Consider the following 15,586-nt stretch of genomic DNA (forward strand, 5'->3'; position numbering starts at 1 on the left):
GATTCCTTTTTCTCGCCTCGTCCCTCCGGCTCGAAAAAGCCCGGGAAGTCCACCGGACTTCCCTTCTCATCCCGTCCCAGAACTTCAAATGAGAAATTTAAAACACCACGCCACGGAGGTGTTTTAAATTTCATTCGTAGCCCTAGTGGGAGAGCGTTGGAACCAAGTCATTATCGAGGTGAAAAGATGGAGTGAGTTTGCTAAAAGCTTGCACCTGGCTAATTTGACCGCCTAAAAATTGATAAATTGACCATCTTCATACTACCGCGAGGGATTAGAAACAAGAAAGCATGTAGACAAGTCTAGTAAAGTTATAATTCGCAAAAATCCGTGAAATCGAAATATCCACACATTAGAATAAGCAGAAACACTCACAGCTTTCTCCTGGGTGAGGCTGCACGTTTTAGAATCAGTATCAGCGAACTTATAGAAATCATCATAGGCTCATATAAAGAAAATCCCAATACTTTTTCTGAGATGACAGGGGGTGTCATTGGGACACAACCACCTTGGAGCGAGTATCATCGAGTGTTAAAGCGCAACGGACAAGGCAGAAATGATAAGTCTCTCGAAATATCGCTTCGCCTGAACATATAGCGGCATACCCCACAAGCTAAGCTTATATGGCCATTAGTAATAGAATTAAAAAACTGGAGAAAAAGATTGGTGAAGCGGGATTGCGTTATGAGGTTGCTTTGGATGATTACGACGTTATGAAAGCTTACATTCAAGTCAGTAGATATGGAAAAGTTATCGGTAGAATGGATTATGATAGCGCAGAGGCTAAGAAACTTGAACGATTGGGCAGGATAGAGCCCTTTAAGTTAGTTTTAGGCGATGACTCAGACCCTTAAAATCTTGAGTAAGTCAGCAACATCTATGTCAAAAAAAGGGTGCAAGCAAATCAAGCTGGACAACAAGCAATGCCAAGCGTGGGCTATGACCGACAGCGATTTTTGTTTTATGCATGACCCTGCCATGGAAATCGAAAAACGCAACGCAGTCATCAAGGGCGGAAGGGCGCAGAGGAGAAACCGTAGACCGCTGCCAGTAGTCGAGATAAAAGATACGAAAAGTGTTGCGAATCTGTTGTCATTGACAATCACTGAAGTGAGGCGAGGAGAAGTAGATTTAAGAGTGGCAAATTGCGTGGGATACTTGTCAGGACACCTTATTAAGGCCCTAGAAATATCTGATCTAGGAGAGCGTGTAACCGAGCTCGAAGAAGTGCTTGCCGAAAAAGAGCTTGTTGGAGCGCGAGAATAGTACTGTAACAACATTCTATCTAGGTCTATGACTTAAGAAATGCCGCCCTAGAACACCAAAAAGCAGCCGTTTTACGGCCGCCCTTCCAAGAGTCTTTTAATACCACTGCGCGACTCCCCCGTGATGAGAACAAGTGCCGCGTCTATGAAGGCTGAAACTATATGTACCATCTCTGCATCTAGCGCTCGCTCCCCCTGGTCTGGTGTCTGAATACGCAGGAGAGTGAACTTTAAGTCCGTCGGAATTTGTATAGTAATTGTTGTTGGATAACGGAGCCGGGGTTAGAATCGGAGTATAAATCGGGCGAGGGGTCGGTGTTACAATATTAAAAGCGTTGTAACTATTCTGTGTCGTAGTTACGCTTGTCTGGCTTTCGCTACCCAAAGCTCCGATACCCATTACGGCAATTGCGATTCCTATTGCCCAAAAAATAGTTTTTCTCATTGATCCTATGTTAATAAGTTTCCAAATTATCCAAAGCCCAACTCATATCCTCGTAGCTTGACCACGCATAGGATTTCGCTTCTTCAATACCACTATTCGCATCGTCTAATCGGTAAGCCAAAGAATCGCCCCTGCTTTCGCAATAATCAAGTTGGCTCTGCAACTCTTTCTTAGATGGTCCCGAATCATAAAACCACCAAATTCCACCAATAATTAACAAAAAAGCGATAAATCCACCCATATTAAGAATTTAGACAAGCAAGGTAGTCTGAATTATATTGCTGTTCCCCAGTACGCCTCACTGCTTGTTTCGCCTGTTCCCATAGATCAGCAATTTGATTTTCCAAATTTGAATAATAATTTACGGTAACCTGCTTCGTATTAGCGCAACTCTGATGATAAGTCGTTATCATCTCCGGACTCATGCCTATCATATCTGGCGGCAATGGTGCAAGCCAACAATCCACTTGTTCTTGTTTGGCAGCAAGATAATTTGCGTGTGTAGCATCGAGTTGACTCTGAAATTCCGGTAATTTAGCGGTCAATACTCTTGTTATATTATCATCCGTTTGTTTTCTTGCGCTTGCCTGGCATTGTGCAATTTTAAGAGCTGGATCAATAGTTGGTAATGGAGTAGGTAAAAAAGTTGGTAAGGGTGTCTGGGATGGAGCGGGTACGGGGATTGGCTTAGAAGTGGCCCCTGGAACTGTTTTCTTAATTGGTTTTGGTGTTGGCGTAGGAGTCAGTGTAACTTCTGGTGTTGGGATTGGGGTGGAAGACGGCGAAACAACCACAATTATTGGTGTAGGCGCAGGAGACTGAACTCGTTGCAGATCAACCCCGAAAAGTCCAGCAATTGCTATGAAAATTGAAGCGATAAATTTACTCATAGGATAGGGGGAAGCTTAGTTATATATATTGTAAACCTATTAGTATGCTTTGTCAAGTACCGGCTGGTAAGTAGCGTAGAAAAGTTTTACCCACTGTACAAGCTTTAAATAGGGGCTATAATAGAAATAAGTAAATAAGGGTGGTGTATGTGGGCACTCCCTAAATTGGCAAATGCGGTTGCCTAGCCAATTTTGAGGAGTTTTATTTTACAAAAAAGAATTAACGCAATCATAGACCGTGAATCAAGCGGCGAAGCCCTGTTGTGGCGCGTCATTTGATTTGCGGTTTTTTTAATTGTCCGGCCATATTCCAACAGGGTACTGTCTCGCTATTGCGGGCAGGTGGCCAATACACCCTGTTGGAGCCTGCCCGGAGTAGCGATTTTAATTATGAAGTCCTTGGAAAGAAGATTCAAAAATATTAGTGAAAAGAAACCTCTTTGGAGTACCCACACCTGTTTTGCGCTTGCCATCCAAGAGCAGGATTTTGGAACTCAGGCGATCCACCGCTGGTTTAACCGTCTAGTGAGTAACGACGACTACGCCAAAAACGAGAAACGGGCAATATTGCGACACCTAGAGAAGCTAACAAAACCAGTGAGGACAACCGGAATTGAAGATCAAACGAGCTTATGCACAGCGCTCGACGTTAAATACGGGGCAGTAGTCGCCAAAATTCAGAAATGATATTTTTACAAATAATTTTGGTTATGCGGAATCACCAAATGCGTGCTTACAATTGAACACCTTAGAAGAATTGACCCCGAAACCAAAGACGCTTCAGACGAGGAGCTTTCTAAAGCGCGAGATTTATACTATCAAATGAGCCAATTTTCCTTTGATAAATGGCTGGAAAATAGGGGTTCCAAAAATCCCGCAGGGGTATTGCGCAATGTCCTTAATAATCCGAAAATATAAGCATGACTTGCGAGCGAGCAAAAACAAGCGTTATTTACTGCCGGGTATCCTCCAAAGAACAGGTTGAGGGTACGAGTTTAGAATCCCAAGAGCGGATTTGCAGGGAATATGCCGCAAGGCAAGGCGTTGAGGTGGCTGAAGTTTTCATAGATCGTGGCGAATCGGCAAAGACTGCGGACCGAAAAGAGTTTTTAAGGGCTCTAAGCTTCTGCGCCGACAAGAAACGTCCCATAGGATTTTTCATTGTTTATAAACTTGATAGGTTCGCGAGAAATCAAGATGACCATGTTACGGTCCGTGCAATATTGAAGAAGTCGGGGACACAGTTAAAATCCGCCACTGAGCCGATAGATGAAACGCCAGTTGGCCGGGCCATGGAGGGCATGGTTTCCGTGTTCGCGGAGTTTGATAACAACATGCGTACCGAACGAACGAAGCAGGGCATGCTAGAAAGGGTAAAACAAGGTGTTTGGGTATGGACCGCGCCCCTAGGCTTCTACAGACCCGTTAAAGGCTCAAATATCGCGCCGGAGCCAGGAACAGCAGAATATATCCTAATTGCGTTTGAAGAGTATGCGAAAGGCATTTACACCTATGAGAAACTGGCGACATACCTGGCTACAAGAGGAATGAGAACCCGAAATGGAAAAATACCCTGCGCCCAGCTCATAGAAAAAATCCTGAAAAACCCTCTGTACATGGGTGTCATTAGAATTTGGGGATTAAGCGTGAATGGGACCGGAACTTTTGTACCTATTATTTCGGAATCTCTTTTTACTCAATGCCAAGCGAGTAATGTTAGAAAATCTGCTCATGCTGCGCCCCGGTCCGCGAATAACCCACTCTTCCCTCTTAGGAGATTGGTCGTATGTACTGAATGTCAAAAACCGCTAACGGGGAGTTCTTCAAAAGGACGTGGCAGAAAATACGCCTATTATCATCACGCCAAGCAGGACTGTCCCGAAGCCAAATTCATTCCCAAAGAAACGCTGGAGCAGTTATTTGTGGAGTTTCTGAATGAAGTAGAGCCGGATATAAAATACGAAAAAATGTTCAAGGCGATAGTCTTGGATAGTTGGCAATCCAACTACAAGAAGCTGGATGAGAACAATGCCAAGATTCGAAAGGACATTGAAAAACTTGAACAAGCACGCCAGCGGACTTTTGACTTACACCGGGCAGGAACTTATAACGATGACGAATTTTTAGAGCAGAAAGAGCTTATCAATAAACAGATAAGCCAAAAGCACCTATTTATTCTAGAAAATAGGGTTGAGGAGTTTGATATGGAAGAGGCGCTTAACTATACATTTGGAGTGGTCCGGCAAACCACACAAACGTGGATAGTATCTGAATACCCAGAGAAGCTTAGATTCCAACGGATGATTTTTGAAGGAAAACTAGACTTTGACGGGAAGAAAGTTGGAACCGCCGAATTATCGCTTCTCTATCGCATGAATAGGGATTATGCCGGAAATAAATCCCACTTAGTAGCCCCGACGGGATTCGAACCCGTGTTCGCGGCTTGAAAAGCCGATGTCCTAGACCGGGCTAGACGACGGGGCCCCCACACTAATTGAGCACAAAATACTTACACGGAGTGCCGACACGGAGCTTCTTACCTCTTCTACGTCAGTAAAAATCTACAAAGAGAGTACGCGCCTCGTCCCCAAGTGCTCAAGTAGTGTGGGGGCGGGGCCATTGCATCAAGTTTAGTCAAAAGATATCACAAATAAGGAAGAAAATCAACCCCTACGCTAATAGTGCACGCTTAATAATCGCACGATATATCAGAAAGTTTTTTCTTAAGATGGCTCCTCTCTTTCTGTAGGTGTTATTTGTGGTGCCGTGCGCCACCAGTGCACTATTAGTGTGGGGGTCAAGGTTTTGAGAATAAAAAAGGACGAAGCATGTTCGTCCTTCAGCCGGTCTTGGCCGGTGGCAAAGCATTGGTCTTGCTGTCGGAGTTTTTCACGGAAAAAGGGATTCCGGCAATTGCGTTGTTGACGAGTTCTTCGTCAACAACAAAGCGTTCCGACGAATGATCCGGTAAATAAAACATCGCATCGCGCATAAAATCTTCCATAACTCCTCGAAGTCCCCTGGCACCGACTTTGCGCTTACAAGCCTCTGCGGCAATGATGTCCAATGCTCCTGCAGTGAACGTCAACTCCACATTCTCGGCGCGAAACATCGTTTTGTAGTACTTCGCCAGCGCGTCTTCCGGCTCGGTCAGAACCCGAATCAGGTCTTCCTTCGTCAGTTCATCAAGCACTCCGATGATCGGCAGACGTCCAACGAATTCCGGGATCATGCCATACGCTATCAGATCGGTGGCATCAACCTCATGAAGCCAGGAGGTTTGCAGAGCCTCTGCTGATTTTTTTATCTTCTGGAGGAACCCCATTGATTTCTTACCACCCAGGCGTCCGGCGATAATTTTTTCAAGCCCGGTAAATGTGCCGCCGCAGACAAAAAGGATGTTCGTAGTATTGATTTCCACATATTCGCCTTTGGGATTCTTGGGCCCGGCTTTGAAAGGAACGTTCGCAATCGTGCCTTCAAGGATCTTCAGCAATCCCTGCTGTACGCCTTCGCCAGACACGTCGCGCACTACGGATGAGCCGTCTCGTTTTTGTATCTTGTCTACCTCGTCAATATACACTATGCCCCTCTGCGCTTTCTCCACGTCTTCACCGGCGGCATGATACAGACGCAACAGAACACTCTCAACGTCTTCTCCGACGTATCCGGCCTCGGTCATGGTGTTGGCATCTGCCTCCGCAAACGGCACGTCCAACATTCTCGCCAGAGTTCTGGCAAGCAGGGTTTTTCCCGTTCCGGTGGGGCCGATAAGCAAAATATTTGCCTTGGAAATTTCAGGTGCCGGACCGAGCTTTAGCAGCTCCGTTCGCTTGAAATGATTGTTCACTTCCACGGCAAGCACCATTTTGGCCCGATCCTGCCCAACAACAAATCGATCCAAAAACGCCTTGATCATCGAGGGCTTCGGGAACTTACACGGTGTGTAGTCCAGAAATCCGCTCACTTGATCATCGGCATTTTTATTGGCGACGATCAAGCACTCCCCGCAGATCCACTGGTTCTTTTCTTCGTTCACGGAAATAAGGTATCTGGCTTCTGAACAAAACACGCAATGAGGATCTTGAGAAGTGGTTTTTTCAAACATAAAGCACCTCCGCTCATTCATTTCTATGGAATTATTAACGTACATAAGGCAAAAACCTTCGTTGATGCCTTCTTGCAAATGTATCCTAAATTTGCGATAATGTCAACCCCAGCCCTAATTCTCGTTGGATAACTTTTGCCAGATAAGCCGAGGAAGTCTATAGTAATACATGCTATGCAAACATCACGTCACATACTTGCGATTGAGACTTCGTGCGATGAGACGGCCGCCGCGGTTTTGGTGTTCTCAAAAACCAAAAGTCCGAGCCTTATCTCTAGCATCGTTTCCTCCCAAGTCAAACTCCACGCCAAATTCGGCGGCGTAGTGCCGATGCTTGCCGCGCGAGAACAGCAAAAGAACATCGAGCCGGTCATTGCCGAAGCACTGCGCACGGCGCGCGTCAATCTTCAAGATATTGATTACTTCGCGATAACGCGCGGACCCGGGCTCATTCCTTCATTGCACGTCGGCGTGAACTATGCGCGTGCGATTTCTTTTTCCATGCAAAAGCCTCTTCTGGGAATTAATCACATCGAGGGACACATTTACTCGAATTGGTTATCACCAATTCGAGTAAATCCGAAATCCAAAATCCGAAATTCCAAACAACAGCGGAGTGATATTCAAAAACCTATAAGCTATAAGCTAAAAGCTAAAAGCTTTCCCATTCTTAATCTTGTCGTATCGGGGGGACACACGGAACTCATTCTGATGCGCGGACACGGAAAGTACGAAATTATTGGGGAGACGCTGGACGATGCCGCAGGAGAGGCATTCGACAAAGTCGCTCGCATGCTGGGACTGCCCTACCCCGGAGGACCTGCGCTTGCACATATGGCTGAAAAAGGGAATCCTGCCGCATTCGCATTTCCCCGCCCGATGCTTGCGTCAAAGAATTTCAACTTCAGCTTTTCGGGGCTCAAAACCGCGGTGCTGTACACTGTGCAACAGATGAACAAAAAGCAAATAACAAATAGCAAGACCGATATATGCGCTTCTTTTGAACAGGCGGTTGTTGATACGCTGACAACAAAGACTATCCGCGCCGCAAAATTATACGGCGCGAGGGGTATTTTTATGGCCGGGGGCGTGTCGGCAAATAAAAAACTCCGAAAGGAACTTTCGGAGCAGGTCATCAAAGAACTTCCTGGCGTAGCATATCGTCATCCCGATTTAGCTTACACCGGCGACAATGCCGCGATGATAGCGATGGCGGCATATTGGCATATCCTGCGGGGCACTAAGCAACCGCCGGAGGTTACCGCGGACGCGAATCTGCGAATTGTATGAAAAAAAGTCCCGCCGAGACGGGACCTGATATTCACTTCCTTTTAAGCTGGTTGACGCGGTCTTGATAGATCTTGAGCAGGGCAAGGGCCGCCCGCTTTTTTATTTCCTTCTCGACTTCGCAATCGGAGAAGTCCGCGATCTCCCGGCCCTCATTTTTTATGGAAAGGTCGAGCAAGCGCATGTCAAAACCAATGAGAGAGTTTTCCAGAAGCTCGGTAATGCGGCGGAGATGCACAACGGCTCCGGGAGAAGAAGCGACCCTGCCAAGATGGTGTCCCAGGCCCCACGTTATGAGCGCCTCAGCAAAATGGTCGAGCGCGCGAGCGTGGCTCGCGTCTTTTTCGAAGGATGACTTCAGCCACCTTCCGTAAACATCAAGCAGGTAATTTGCGACAAAACGCGGATATGGGGGCTTGGCGAGATTTTGCGGAACTCCTTTTATGAAAAGCGAGATGAGGAGCTCATGCAAACCGTTCCACCCGGGAAAGCGTCGAGCAACTTCCCTTAGCCAATGTTTGACAATGAGTTGTTGCGCGACCGCTGCCACGGCGTCATCCATGCTCCGGCCTATCTTTATGTAGAAGCGAACCCGGTGGTCCAATATCTCCTCCGGCGTGTGATCGCCTCTTTGAACGTACTGAACTTCCTCTTCATCGGGAATCTCTATTTTCGTTCCCGCATAAAGAAGCGACTCTGCTTCCTCACGGCTAAGTTGCCCGTCTCTCCACTGCCACTCAAGCCTTTCCCAGGTAAGCCTTGGAAAGCCCCGCTCCACCGAAAACTCCATATTCTTGAGTTGGATCAAGTGTGCGAACATACCGCTCCTCCTTTTCTGGCCGCCCTGTTCCGGGCAGCATGAGGATATATAGATTCGTCTCCTCCCGGGAGACACGGCCTTGTCCCGCATTGGACAAGCTTTTTCGGTTCTAAAAGAACTACCGAAAATTCATCATACTGCATAAAAAACCTTTGTCAATCGGAAAAAAATCTGTCATACTGCCTGCATGCCCGAAGAGAAAGAAAAAAATGACTGGGGATCCTATGACCCCAAACAGCACGAGGATGCAATGTACAAACTCTGGGAAAAGGGCGGATTTTTTAATCCCGATAATCTCCCCTCCGGCCACAAAAAGCCGTTCACCATCATGCTTCCGCCGCCAAATATCACCGGGTCCTTGCACATGGGACACGCCTTAAATGCGGCTATTCAAGATATTTTGATCCGCCTTAGGCGGATGCAGGGGTATCGTGCGCTTTGGGTTCCGGGGACCGATCACGCCTCCATCGCCACGCAGAATGTGCTTGAAAAAGAGTTGAAGAAAGAAGGCAAAACGCGGCACGACGTAGGTCGCGAGAAGTTTTTGGAGCTTTTCTGGGCATGGAAGGAAAAATATGGAAGCACGATACTCGGACAGTTAAAAAAGCTTGGCGCGTCATGTGACTGGTCGCGACTCCGCTTTACCATGGATGAGGGGTACGCGAAAGCCGTTGAACACGCATTCCGCCACTATCACGAAAAAGGACTTATCTACAAAGGCAAGCGCGTTATTTCCTGGTGCGTGCGGTGTCAAACAAGCCTGTCGGACCTTGAGCTTGAATATAAAGAAGAAATGGGCACGCTCTGGTACATCCGTTATCCCATTACCGAACACGAGCGGGCGCTTGCAGGTAGGGAATTTTTGGTCGTGGCGACCACGCGTCCCGAGACGATGCTCGGGGATCAAGCGGTGGCGGTACATCCGGAAGACCGGCGCTACAAAGAACTTATCGGCAGAAGAGTCGTGTTGCCCATACAGAACCGAGAAATATCCGTCATCGGCGACGATGCGGTGGATAAAGATTTCGGCACGGGAGCGGTGAAGGTCACCCCTGCGCACGACCTGACAGACTATGAAATAGCCCAACGCCACAACCTTGAGCTTCGGCAGGTCATCGGCACAGACGGCAAGATGACGGCGCTAGCCGGTACAGAATATGCCGGTTCAAAGACCGCGGAGGCACGGGATCGGATAGTTGCCGCTTTAAAAGAACAGAACCTCCTGGAAAAAGAAGAGCCCTATCCGCATTCAGTGGCAATATGTTATCGCTGCAGCACCGTGGTGGAACCGATGCCTTCGGAACAGTGGTTCTTAAAAATGAAAGAACTCGCCAAGCTCGCGCATACCGCTGTAAAAGAAAAACGGGTGAAGTTCCACCCCTCGCGGTGGGAGGAAGTTTTTACCAAACGCCTGGAGAACGAACGGGACTGGTGTATCTCGCGACAGATATGGCTGGGACACCGCATACCCCTGGAAGGCGAGACGGACACGTTCGACACGTGGTTTTCCTCCGCGCTTTGGCCGTTTGCAACTCTTGGCTGGCCAGAAAAGACGAAAGACCTTGAAACTTACTATCCAACCCAGACTCTTTCCACCGCCCGGGACATCATAAATCTCTGGGTAAGCCGCATGGTATTTTCCGGTATGGAGTTTATGGGTCGGTGTCCGTTCGATGACGTCATCATCCACGCAACAGTGCTAGCAAAAGATGGCAAGCGTATGTCAAAATCTCTGGGAACGGGCGTCGACCCCATGAAACTCATCGAGCAATATGGAGCGGACGCAACCCGATTCGGGCTGATTTGGATGTCGCTCGGGGGACAAGACATGAAGTTCGGAGAGGAACCTATTGTTGCGGGAAAGAAGTTCCTGAACAAAATATGGAATGCCGCACGTTTCGTTTCAACAAAAACGAATGATAATATCGAGCGCGGCTTTCCGGAAAAGCCGAGGTTGGTAGAGAATGCATCCATTATTGAATCCTTGCATCAGACCTCGGACGTCGTGACACGGTATCTGGAAGTTTATGATTTCGGACAAGCCCTACACGCCACGCATGAGTTCTTCTGGCACAGGTTCTGCGACCAGTACATTGAGTGGACGAAAAAATCTCTCGGCGGGGATGCCGGAGACAAGAAGGATGATGAAGAGACTAAACAAGTACTTGGCGCCGTATTCGTATCTTCGCTCAAGCTATTACACCCCTTTATCCCATTTGCCACCGAGGCACTTTGGCAGCACATTCGGAAAACGGAATGGGAGGAGCAGCTCATGGTTGCGTCGTGGCCCTCCTCCATTCATACATAATCCTCCTCGTATATGGCTGCCGTCCTTTTTATAAAATTTTTTCCGCTCATCCTCATTGTCGTGGGACTTTTCCCCAGCGTTGTATGGCTGCTCGTATACCTTAGGGAAGACGCGCACCCCGAACCGAAAAAATCCATCTTAAAGATATTTCTGTGGGGCATGCTCGTAGCCCCATTCGCGGTACTCCTGCAATACCTTGCGCTTGCCTCCCTTGAATCCTCCGGCGTAGCGGGGGCGGCGGCCATTGGTCTTCTGGGACTTGCCGCCATCGAAGAGTATCTGAAGTATCTGGTCGTAAAAACAGAGATAGAAGACGAGCCGGTTTTCAACGAACCTACGGACGCGGTCATATACATGATCATTGCGGCTCTTGGCTTTGCGGCCGTTGAAAACATTTCCATCGCATTTTCTCTCGCTCCTACGGGACAGCTGCAGACGCTCTCGGCAAATACCGGAAGTTTTCTCAACATCCTCAAGGTTCTGGGAGTGCGTCTCTTGGGGGCGACGCTGCTTCATGCGTTCTCTTCAAGCATAGTCGGTTATGCGTTGGCCAGGCGTGTTTTTGCCAAACGCGGGATGTGGATAATCCCCCTGGGACTTGTGGGGGCCACTCTGTTGCACGCCTTGTTCAATTATCTTATACTTCAGAGTAGCGAGGTCCGCGGTGTTGCATTTATTCTTGCGGCCGCCACCATGACCGGAGCCATCATTTTCATCTTCAAAAGGGTTGGGCGCATGCAGGCCTCATAAGTAATTTTTTTGAGCATATTAAAAATACTTTTACATTAAACTTAATAAGGCTTGCGATGTGGCTATAGTCATATCACGGTCTCTAATGGAATGAAAAAATCTTTTTTTGATAAACTCACCGGTAGCACAAAAGTCGAGGATCAGGAGGGTCCCGAGATCTCCGGCGGAGAGGAAGGGGCGGAGGGATCTCGCGGAGCAGAGGCCGAAACGGGAGAGGGACAACTCACCATTGATGTATATCAAACGGAGAGCGATATCGTGATCAAATCCACCGTTGCGGGAGTTTCCGCGGACGACATTGACATCACTATAACCAATGATATGGTGACGATCCGAGGGAAAAGGGAGCGTGACGAGGAAGTTCCGCAGGAGCATTACTACTACCAGGAATGCTACTGGGGTCCGTTCTCGCGCTCGGTGATCTTGCCGGTCGATATTGATGCCGAACGGATCGATGCCTCAATGAAAAATGGTATTTTAACCATCAGGCTCCCGAAAATAGAGAAGGAAAAAACAAAGAAGTTAAAGGTTCGGGTTGGATAAACAACCGATACCAAGAACATGAAAAACACCCCGCCATAGCGGGGTGTTTTTTGATGCCTTTGGGGTATCCGGGAAAGTGAAAATGCCGTATACTCATATATGTAATATATGATGCATATGCATAGGAAATTGGGACTGAAGAATAATACATTCTCAAGACGGACGTTCCTTGTCGGCATCGCCGTATTCTTTTTGGCATGCCTTCTGCCTCTCTGCAGCATATTTGCATATTTTGCATATACCAGAAATAGATTTCTTGCCGGCGTTTCTATAAGCGGAATAAGCGTGGGAAGAAAAACAACGACGCAAGCGCGAGACATGCTTGAGAATCGCCTGAGGCTATTCTCCCTGCGTATGGAGCTTGCGCCCGACGCTCTTCTGGAAAAGAGCGGGAAACCGGAGAAAATAGTCCTCGGATCGTTGAGAGAATTAGGGGTTTCTGTATTGTTTGACGACGCATTGCATGACGCTTTCGCAATCGGACATCGGGGAAGTTTTTTGAACGATCTTCGTGAAACGCTCGCGCGGAAAGGAAGATCCTCAAACATCCCATTGCGCATCGCGCATGATGACAATATTCTTAGAGCGTACCTCCTGGAAAAATTCGGCGGAACACGAGAGATGCCCGCAACGAATGCAACGGTCTTTTTCAAAGAAAACAGGATTATGGTGACGCCCTCCCGGGACGGCAGCATCATCGATCGCGTTCGCCTGAAAGAAGCTCTTGCCGAGCGCCTCGCTACACTTCAGGACTTGCCGATCATTCTGGAGATCGTTCCCGATAGACCGCGTATCGATACCCGAGACGCGAAGGAAATCGCTTCTCGCGTTGAAAATATTCTCGGGTCTGCTCCGTATTTTCTTTTCGGCAATAATAAGCGCCTTGCCGTTCCCGATTCACAATTGCGAGAATGGATAAATTTTATACATAATCCGAGTAACATAGAAGTTGTCTTTTCGCGAGAAGCGATAGAAGAATATTTATTAAGCATCTCTCCTTCCATGGCTCGGGAGGCGCGGGACGTTACACTCGGTGCGGACGCAAACGGCGTCATGTTCGTCGCATTGCCCTCCGAAAATGCCCTGCGACTCAACATACAGAAAACCGCCGGAGAAATGACATCTCACTTTGAAAAAATGAAACGCAACATTTCCGTAATAATGGACGAGACGCCGGCTCACATCAATGAACTGCTTTTGAAAGAACGCAACATTACGCATCTTGTGGGCCGGGGAGAATCCAGTTTTGCGGGGTCTCCAAAAAACCGCATACAGAACATACGGGTCGCCTCAGAAAAATACCGGGGCATGTTCATAGAACAGGGGGAGGAATTCTCTTTTAATGCACATCTGGGCGATATCGACGCGGCGGGCGGATACGTGCCGGAACTGGTCATTAAAAACAATAAACTTATCCCCGAATACGGGGGCGGCATTTGCCAGGTATCGACCACCCTGTTCCGCGCGGCGGTATGGGCGGGTCTGAAGATCACAAAGCGCGCCAACCACTCCATCCCCGTACGCTACTATGGCGCTCCGGGCTTTGACGCGACCGTTTATCCGCCAAGCCCCGACCTTGCGTTCGTAAACACCGCAACGGGCACCTTGTTCATACAACCGCGCATCGAGGGCACGAAACTGGCATTCGAACTTTATGGACAACGAAGCGAAAAAGAAGTGAAGGTTGAGGGGCCGCGCGTCGTGGAATCCAAGCGCGACGGAAGCATACGCACCGTAGTTACTCAAAAGGTCTTTGAGGGAGGAGTCCTTGTGCAGCAAAAATCTTTCTGGTCCCTGTACAAATCTCCCGAACTCTATAAGATAGAGCGAAATCCTCTTGAATAGCTTATAGCTACTAGCTTTTAGCTTATAGGAGATGGAAATCAAAAACACCCCGCTGCGGCAGGGTGTTTTTGACAGAGGTGTTTTCGTAGCTATGGACTTATAACGGTTCCCGACACGCCAAAAAACTTCGCAACGATGTTCACGATGGCATACGAGAGGACAAGTAACACTACACCCACAATAGCCCAGGTAATGGTGTCTTTGCCCGTGGTGAGTTTTTTTTCGTCTCCGCGCGAGGTGAGTATGGAGATGGCTCCCATAATAATGAACAAAACTCCCAGAATCATTCCGAACACCAGCACCCACTGTGCTACGGCTTTAAGTGCAATATAAAAATCGCCGATGCTGGTCACCGACGGCTCGGGAATGGTTTCAGCGGCGCGCGCAACATTAAATGCGGCGCCAAGTGCTATCAAAGAAACGTATCTCATATAAGTTGTGCAAAGCGCCTTGCTCTAAAAATTCCCATCCTAGCACGAGCTTCCGCTAAAAAACCCTGACCCCTCAAGCGATACATCTAAATCAGCTCCAAAAAAGCTGGCAATAATTTTTATAAGCGCAGTTGCAAGAACCAAGAATACGGTGCCGATGATCGCATAAAGAATAATGTTCTTGGCATCTTTTGCTTTTGTATCATCCCCTCCCGAAGTAATGTATTTAACCCCTCCCCAAATAACAAATAACACCCCGATAAGAAGCCCAAAAACCAATATCCAGCTTGTGGCCGCCTGTATGATTTCGTAGAAGTCGCAAATTGACTCTATATCGGTGGACGGTATAAGGCTGGGGTCTGGGGCATCAACATCGAGAGCACGAACACCAAGAGGCGCGAAGAACCCAAAAAAGAGAGTAAGAAATTTTCTCATAATCAACAGATTAAACTAATCGACCCCGAAGAAACTGACAATAATTTTTATAAGCGCAACTGCAAGGATCAAAAATACGGTGCCGATGAGCGCATAAAGAATAATGCTCTTGGCGTCCTTTGCTTTTGTATCATCCCCTCCCGAAGTAATGTATTTAACCCCTCCCCAAATAACAAATAACACCCCGATAAGAAGCCCAAAAACCAATATCCAGCTTGTGGCTACTCCTAGGATTATGTAGAAATCAGAAACTGAGTCTATGTCGGTGGACGGCACGGTGATACCGACGTCTCCAGGTAATTCTATCGCCAGCGCCGGTAGGGGGAGCGTTAATAGGAGATAAAAGTTAAAAAACCTGCCGAGTCTTAAAATGATTTTCTTCATAGGTTATTCTAAAAATCTCTAAAATATAAAAAACTTTACCGTCTACTCATTCTAGCACGTATTTATTGGCTAGTA

General features: G+C 47.7%; 15 protein-coding genes, 1 tRNA gene and 1 pseudogene. 8 read left to right on the plus strand and 9 right to left on the minus strand.

Translation table 11 applies throughout. The annotated features are described in order from the left end of the window. The first annotated feature begins 623 nt into the window (after window positions 1–623). Both Q7S09_05620 and Q7S09_05625 read left to right on the plus strand, forming a co-directional pair. Entirely contained in the window at window positions 624–854 is a 231-nt protein-coding gene (locus Q7S09_05620) for a hypothetical protein (GenBank protein ID MDO8558625.1), read from the plus strand. Window positions 855–939: 85 nt separating this feature from the next. Continuing rightward, on the plus strand, window positions 940–1,266 hold the full coding sequence (locus tag Q7S09_05625) for a hypothetical protein (GenBank protein ID MDO8558626.1): 327 nt from the start codon (window positions 940–942) through the stop codon (window positions 1,264–1,266). 96 nt (window positions 1,267–1,362) lie between these two features. Here Q7S09_05625 and Q7S09_05630 read toward each other — a convergent pair. The 3 genes and pseudogenes from Q7S09_05630 to Q7S09_05640 form a co-directional block, all read right to left on the minus strand. Further along, window positions 1,363–1,542 (minus strand): annotated as a pseudogene (locus tag Q7S09_05630) (DUF3761 domain-containing protein). 178 nt (window positions 1,543–1,720) lie between these two features. Beyond that, window positions 1,721–1,951, minus strand: coding sequence for a hypothetical protein (locus tag Q7S09_05635; GenBank protein MDO8558627.1), 231 nt, complete (start codon window positions 1,949–1,951; stop codon window positions 1,721–1,723). Between the two features lies 1 nt (window position 1,952). Beyond that, window positions 1,953–2,600 carry a hypothetical protein gene (locus Q7S09_05640; GenBank protein ID MDO8558628.1) on the minus strand — a complete coding sequence of 216 codons (648 nt, stop codon included), beginning with the start codon at window positions 2,598–2,600 and terminating at the stop codon, window positions 1,953–1,955. A 390-nt stretch (window positions 2,601–2,990) separates the two neighbouring features. Here Q7S09_05640 and Q7S09_05645 point away from each other — a divergent pair, with 390 nt between their 5' ends. Then, a complete protein-coding gene (locus Q7S09_05645; GenBank protein ID MDO8558629.1) occupies window positions 2,991–3,287 on the plus strand; it encodes a hypothetical protein in 297 nt (98 codons plus the stop codon). 1,722 nt (window positions 3,288–5,009) lie between these two features. Here Q7S09_05645 and Q7S09_05650 read toward each other — a convergent pair. Next, window positions 5,010–5,084, minus strand: a tRNA-Glu gene (locus tag Q7S09_05650). A gap of 355 nt (window positions 5,085–5,439) precedes the next feature. Then, window positions 5,440–6,708 carry an ATP-dependent Clp protease ATP-binding subunit ClpX gene (gene clpX, locus Q7S09_05655; GenBank protein MDO8558630.1) on the minus strand — a complete coding sequence of 423 codons (1,269 nt, stop codon included), beginning with the start codon at window positions 6,706–6,708 and terminating at the stop codon, window positions 5,440–5,442. A 174-nt stretch (window positions 6,709–6,882) separates the two neighbouring features. Between clpX and tsaD the strand changes: the two genes are divergently transcribed. After that, window positions 6,883–7,998 carry a tRNA (adenosine(37)-N6)-threonylcarbamoyltransferase complex transferase subunit TsaD gene (gene tsaD / locus Q7S09_05660; GenBank protein MDO8558631.1) on the plus strand — a complete coding sequence of 372 codons (1,116 nt, stop codon included), beginning with the start codon at window positions 6,883–6,885 and terminating at the stop codon, window positions 7,996–7,998. 31 nt (window positions 7,999–8,029) lie between these two features. On the opposite strand, the gene Q7S09_05665 is transcribed toward tsaD, so the two are convergent. After that, window positions 8,030–8,785, minus strand: a complete 756-nt coding sequence (locus Q7S09_05665) for a hypothetical protein (GenBank protein MDO8558632.1) — start codon at window positions 8,783–8,785, stop codon at window positions 8,030–8,032. Window positions 8,786–9,002: 217 nt separating this feature from the next. Between Q7S09_05665 and Q7S09_05670 the strand changes: the two genes are divergently transcribed. The 4 genes from Q7S09_05670 to Q7S09_05685 all read left to right on the plus strand — a co-directional run bounded on the left by Q7S09_05670 (window position 9,003) and on the right by Q7S09_05685 (window position 14,261). After that, the gene (locus Q7S09_05670) at window positions 9,003–11,123 is read left to right on the plus strand and encodes a valine--tRNA ligase (GenBank protein MDO8558633.1); all 2,121 of its coding nucleotides are present in this window, start codon (window positions 9,003–9,005) and stop codon (window positions 11,121–11,123) included. Window positions 11,124–11,135: 12 nt separating this feature from the next. Further along, entirely contained in the window at window positions 11,136–11,873 is a 738-nt protein-coding gene (locus tag Q7S09_05675; GenBank protein MDO8558634.1) for a PrsW family glutamic-type intramembrane protease, read from the plus strand. A 90-nt stretch (window positions 11,874–11,963) separates the two neighbouring features. Then, window positions 11,964–12,416 carry an Hsp20/alpha crystallin family protein gene (locus tag Q7S09_05680; GenBank protein ID MDO8558635.1) on the plus strand — a complete coding sequence of 151 codons (453 nt, stop codon included), beginning with the start codon at window positions 11,964–11,966 and terminating at the stop codon, window positions 12,414–12,416. A gap of 117 nt (window positions 12,417–12,533) precedes the next feature. Beyond that, entirely contained in the window at window positions 12,534–14,261 is a 1,728-nt protein-coding gene (locus Q7S09_05685; GenBank protein ID MDO8558636.1) for a VanW family protein, read from the plus strand. Between the two features lie 89 nt (window positions 14,262–14,350). On the opposite strand, the gene Q7S09_05690 is transcribed toward Q7S09_05685, so the two are convergent. Genes Q7S09_05690 through Q7S09_05700 form a run of 3 tightly spaced genes read right to left on the minus strand, consistent with a single transcriptional unit; the run spans window position 14,351 to window position 15,511 of the window. After that, entirely contained in the window at window positions 14,351–14,692 is a 342-nt protein-coding gene (locus Q7S09_05690; GenBank protein ID MDO8558637.1) for a hypothetical protein, read from the minus strand. Between the two features lie 39 nt (window positions 14,693–14,731). Continuing rightward, on the minus strand, window positions 14,732–15,127 hold the full coding sequence (locus tag Q7S09_05695) for a pilin (protein ID MDO8558638.1): 396 nt from the start codon (window positions 15,125–15,127) through the stop codon (window positions 14,732–14,734). Between the two features lie 15 nt (window positions 15,128–15,142). Continuing rightward, complete coding sequence (locus Q7S09_05700) at window positions 15,143–15,511, minus strand: hypothetical protein (GenBank protein MDO8558639.1); 369 nt, start codon at window positions 15,509–15,511, stop codon at window positions 15,143–15,145. Window positions 15,512–15,586: the final 75 nt, after the last annotated feature.

The organism is bacterium (assembly GCA_030649025.1).
Lineage (GTDB): Bacteria > Patescibacteriota > Minisyncoccia > JAUYLV01 > JAUYLV01 > JAUSGO01.

What these genes read in the sequence shown, in the direction of transcription:
- Q7S09_05690 (MDO8558637.1), bottom strand. Translation starts at nt 14,692, where the DNA reads ATGAGATACGTTTCTTTGATAGCACTTGGCGCCGCATTTAATGTTGCG.
- Q7S09_05670 (MDO8558633.1), top strand. Translation starts at nt 9,003, where the DNA reads ATGCCCGAAGAGAAAGAAAAAAATGACTGGGGATCCTATGACCCCAAA.
- Q7S09_05695 (MDO8558638.1), bottom strand. Translation starts at nt 15,127, where the DNA reads ATGAGAAAATTTCTTACTCTCTTTTTTGGGTTCTTCGCGCCTCTTGGT.
- Q7S09_05685 (MDO8558636.1), top strand. Translation starts at nt 12,534, where the DNA reads ATGCATAGGAAATTGGGACTGAAGAATAATACATTCTCAAGACGGACG.
- Q7S09_05620 (MDO8558625.1), top strand. Translation starts at nt 624, where the DNA reads ATGGCCATTAGTAATAGAATTAAAAAACTGGAGAAAAAGATTGGTGAA.
- Q7S09_05680 (MDO8558635.1), top strand. Translation starts at nt 11,964, where the DNA reads ATGAAAAAATCTTTTTTTGATAAACTCACCGGTAGCACAAAAGTCGAG.
- Q7S09_05635 (MDO8558627.1), bottom strand. Translation starts at nt 1,951, where the DNA reads ATGGGTGGATTTATCGCTTTTTTGTTAATTATTGGTGGAATTTGGTGG.
- Q7S09_05665 (MDO8558632.1), bottom strand. Translation starts at nt 8,785, where the DNA reads ATGGAGTTTTCGGTGGAGCGGGGCTTTCCAAGGCTTACCTGGGAAAGG.
- Q7S09_05675 (MDO8558634.1), top strand. Translation starts at nt 11,136, where the DNA reads ATGGCTGCCGTCCTTTTTATAAAATTTTTTCCGCTCATCCTCATTGTC.
- Q7S09_05700 (MDO8558639.1), bottom strand. Translation starts at nt 15,511, where the DNA reads ATGAAGAAAATCATTTTAAGACTCGGCAGGTTTTTTAACTTTTATCTC.
- tsaD (MDO8558631.1), top strand. Translation starts at nt 6,883, where the DNA reads ATGCAAACATCACGTCACATACTTGCGATTGAGACTTCGTGCGATGAG.
- Q7S09_05625 (MDO8558626.1), top strand. Translation starts at nt 940, where the DNA reads ATGACCGACAGCGATTTTTGTTTTATGCATGACCCTGCCATGGAAATC.
- Q7S09_05645 (MDO8558629.1), top strand. Translation starts at nt 2,991, where the DNA reads ATGAAGTCCTTGGAAAGAAGATTCAAAAATATTAGTGAAAAGAAACCT.
- clpX (MDO8558630.1), bottom strand. Translation starts at nt 6,708, where the DNA reads ATGTTTGAAAAAACCACTTCTCAAGATCCTCATTGCGTGTTTTGTTCA.
- Q7S09_05640 (MDO8558628.1), bottom strand. Translation starts at nt 2,600, where the DNA reads ATGAGTAAATTTATCGCTTCAATTTTCATAGCAATTGCTGGACTTTTC.